3 protein-coding genes are annotated in these 3281 nt (G+C 41.5%); all 3 read left to right on the top strand.

Features of this window, described 5'->3' with window-relative positions:
* On the top strand, positions 1–1186 hold a 1186-nt coding region (gene pabB / locus GQR46_RS17935; RefSeq protein WP_165741844.1), incomplete at its 5' end, for an aminodeoxychorismate synthase component I.
* A 6-nt stretch (positions 1187–1192) separates the two neighbouring features.
* On the top strand, positions 1193–1768 hold the full coding sequence (locus GQR46_RS17940; protein WP_165741846.1) for a CoA pyrophosphatase: 576 nt from the start codon (positions 1193–1195) through the stop codon (positions 1766–1768).
* Between the two features lie 103 nt (positions 1769–1871).
* The gene (locus GQR46_RS17945) at positions 1872–3248 is read left to right on the top strand and encodes an L-serine ammonia-lyase (protein WP_010555091.1); all 1377 of its coding nucleotides are present in this window, start codon (positions 1872–1874) and stop codon (positions 3246–3248) included.
* Positions 3249–3281: the final 33 nt, after the last annotated feature.

Here is a 3281-nt window from a genome sequence, read left to right on the forward strand (position 1 = left end):
AAAAAATAATAAAAGCTTTTTAAATAATATAGAAAGTAGTGATAACTGCTTTGAAATTATGAATAATGAGCTTTCGCATCTTGATAAAACAAAAGCCGATTACGATTTACCCTTTAACGGCGGCTGGCTTGGCTACTTTGGCTACGACCTAGGCCGTACAATTGAAAACATCCCCACTCGTGCTATTGAAGACATTAATCTTCCCCAAATGGCTATTGGCCTTTACTTAGATGCCCTTATTTACGACAAGCAGCAACAAAGCTGGTTTTATGTATCGCAGCCAAACACCGATCGATTAGCGCTTTATGAGCAATACTTAAATACACACCCTAACTCCCAAGTTAATACGCAGTCCTTTGCCCTAAACAGCGACTGGCAATCAAATATGAGCGAAACGGAATACGCTGCAAAGTTTGCCCAAATTGAGGAGTATTTAAAAAGTGGCGATTGTTACCAAATTAATTTAGCGCAGCGCTTTAACGCTCAGTTTGAAGGCTCCCCTTGGGCAGCTTATATTAAACTGCGTGAGGCAAATAAAGCGCCGTTTTCAAGCTTTATAAATCACCCTCAAGGGGCTATTTTATCAATTTCTCCTGAGCGCTTTATATCTGTAAACAATAACGTTGTAGAAACCAAGCCAATTAAAGGCACACTGCCGCGAAAAGCAGATGCACTAGAGGATCAACGCCAAGCGAAAATACTCGCAGCATCAGCTAAAGATCGCGCTGAAAATGTAATGATTGTTGATTTACTACGTAACGACTTAGGCAAAGTAGCAAAACCAGGCAGCGTTCACGTCCCTTCCCTTTTTGCTATTGAAAGCTTTCCGGCAGTGCATCATTTAGTAAGCACGGTAACCTCAGAACTTGATGAAGGTAAAACAGCGGTCGATCAGCTAAAAGCGGCTTTTCCGGGTGGCTCAATCACCGGTGCGCCCAAAATTAGAGCGATGGAAATAATTGAAGAACTAGAACCACATCGCCGCAGCATTTATTGTGGTTCGATTGGTTATTTAAGTGCATGTGGAAATATGGATACGAGTATTACTATTCGCACCTTGGTGTGCCACAAAGCGCAAATTTACTGCTGGGCAGGTGGCGGAATAGTCGCTGATTCTAAAGTCGAATTGGAATATCAAGAAACTTACGATAAAGTAAATAAAATCCTCCCTTTATTAAAACAGTAGGTCGTTTTGAATAGTGAACACATTATGGCGCGGTTTCTGTTAAGCCCTACAGCTGCGCCAAATCAGTTAAAAGACACACGTAAAAAACGCGCTAGCGCGGTTATGCTGCCAATTATTGATATAGATAACCATGCACATATTTTACTGTGTAAACGCCCTACTTATTTACACCATCACCCTGGGGAGATTTGTTTGCCCGGAGGCAAGTTTGAAGTAAGCGACATTACCCTTCGCACCACAGCACTTCGCGAACTAAAAGAAGAGCTAAATATTGCCCAAAGCAACGTTAATGTATTAGGTCACTTACCTGAGTATTCAACCTTAACGGGTTTTAATATTAGCCCCTATGTGGGTTTACTCAAAAAAAACACCACCTGGGAAAATGACTATAATGAAGTACAAGCGAGCTTTTTGCTCTCTGTTACTGAATTAAATAACGAAGCTAACTGGCAACCCTTACCTTTTCAACGATTTGGGAAAACGGTTATTTTGCAAGGTTTTAAAACGCCGCATGGTTTACTTTGGGGTGCGACGGCAAGCATTATAAAAAACTTTACAAAACAACTCGCCTTACCAGTTTAAATCTTCGTTATTAGTAGTTACACAATCACAATTCCACGTTATCATGCTCGACCGTTCAAAGAGCAGCTTCGTGCTGATAAAACAAAGTAGAGACACACACATTATGATCAGTGCATTTGATATGTTTAGCATTGGTATTGGCCCTTCGTCATCACACACCGTTGGCCCAATGCGCGCATCACGCTTATTTGTTAATGACCTACAAGAACAACAATTATTAGCAAATGTGACCGATATTAAAGTAGAGCTTTATGGCTCTCTTGGTCAAACAGGTGTTGGCCATGGCTCGGGTAAAGCCGTAATTCTTGGTTTAGCCGGTTACGATCCTGAAACAATTGATGCCGATTTAGTCGACGACATTTTAGCAACCATTGAAAAAGATCAGGTTATTTATCTAAACAAAACACACAAAGCCAAATTCCCAAAACAAGGTGCTATTGTTTTCCATCGTCGTAAAACACTGCCTAAGCATTCTAATGCAATGGAAATTATCGCCTCAAACAACGGCGAAAAAGTTTACAGCAAAGTATATTACTCTATTGGCGGTGGCTTCATTGTTACCGACGAAGAGTTTGAAAACGAAAAACAGGCTGCCCTCGATATTAGAGAAGAAAATCCAGCCCCTTTCCCATTTGGTAGCGCAAAAGAACTACTAGAGATGTGTAAAGAGTCTGGGTTTAGTGTTTCTACCTTGATGATGAAAAACGAAAAAACACTGCGCACTGAAGACGAAGTAAAAGACACATTGTTCCATATTTGGAAAGTAATGATGGCTTGTATTGACCGTGGTATGCGCACCGAAGGTATTTTACCTGGCGGCTTAAAAGTAAAGCGCCGTGCGCCCAGCTTATACTTAAAACTAAATATAGAGGTCAGTAACGACCCGCTTCGTGCAATGGACTGGGTTGATTTATTTGCCCTTGCCGTAAACGAAGAAAATGCGGCAGGTGGCCGTGTAGTTACTGCACCAACTAATGGTGCTGCGGGTATTTTACCGGCTGTGCTTATGTACTATCACACATTTGTGAAAGAAGTAGACCGCGATATAGCCACGCGTTATTTATTAACCGCTGCTGCTATTGGTATTTTATATAAAAAGAATGCCTCTATATCGGGTGCCGAAGTAGGTTGCCAAGGTGAAGTCGGCGTTGCGTGCTCTATGGCTGCAGGCGCATTAACAGAAATTGTTGGTGGCAATGTTGTGCAAGTAGAAAACGCAGCAGAAATTGGTATGGAACATAATTTAGGCCTAACGTGCGACCCCGTTGGTGGCTTAGTACAAGTGCCGTGTATTGAACGTAATGCAATGGGCGCTATTAAAGCAATTAACGCTTCACGTTTAGCTATACGTGGCAGTGGCGAGCAAAAGGTATCGCTTGATAAAGTGATTAAAACCATGCTTGAAACTGGTAACGATATGAAAACTAAATATAAAGAAACCGCTCGCGGTGGATTGGCTGTTAATATTATCGAATGTTAATCAGCTCGCTATAAAAAGAAAAAGCCGCCTATT

The organism is Pseudoalteromonas sp. Z1A6 (assembly GCF_011378745.1).
GTDB lineage: Bacteria > Pseudomonadota > Gammaproteobacteria > Enterobacterales > Alteromonadaceae > Pseudoalteromonas > Pseudoalteromonas arctica.

Bases quoted from the DNA above. Each gene is read 5' to 3' on its own strand.
- GQR46_RS17945 (WP_010555091.1), top strand. From the start codon at position 1,872: ATGATCAGTGCATTTGATATGTTTAGCATTGGTATTGGCCCTTCGTCA.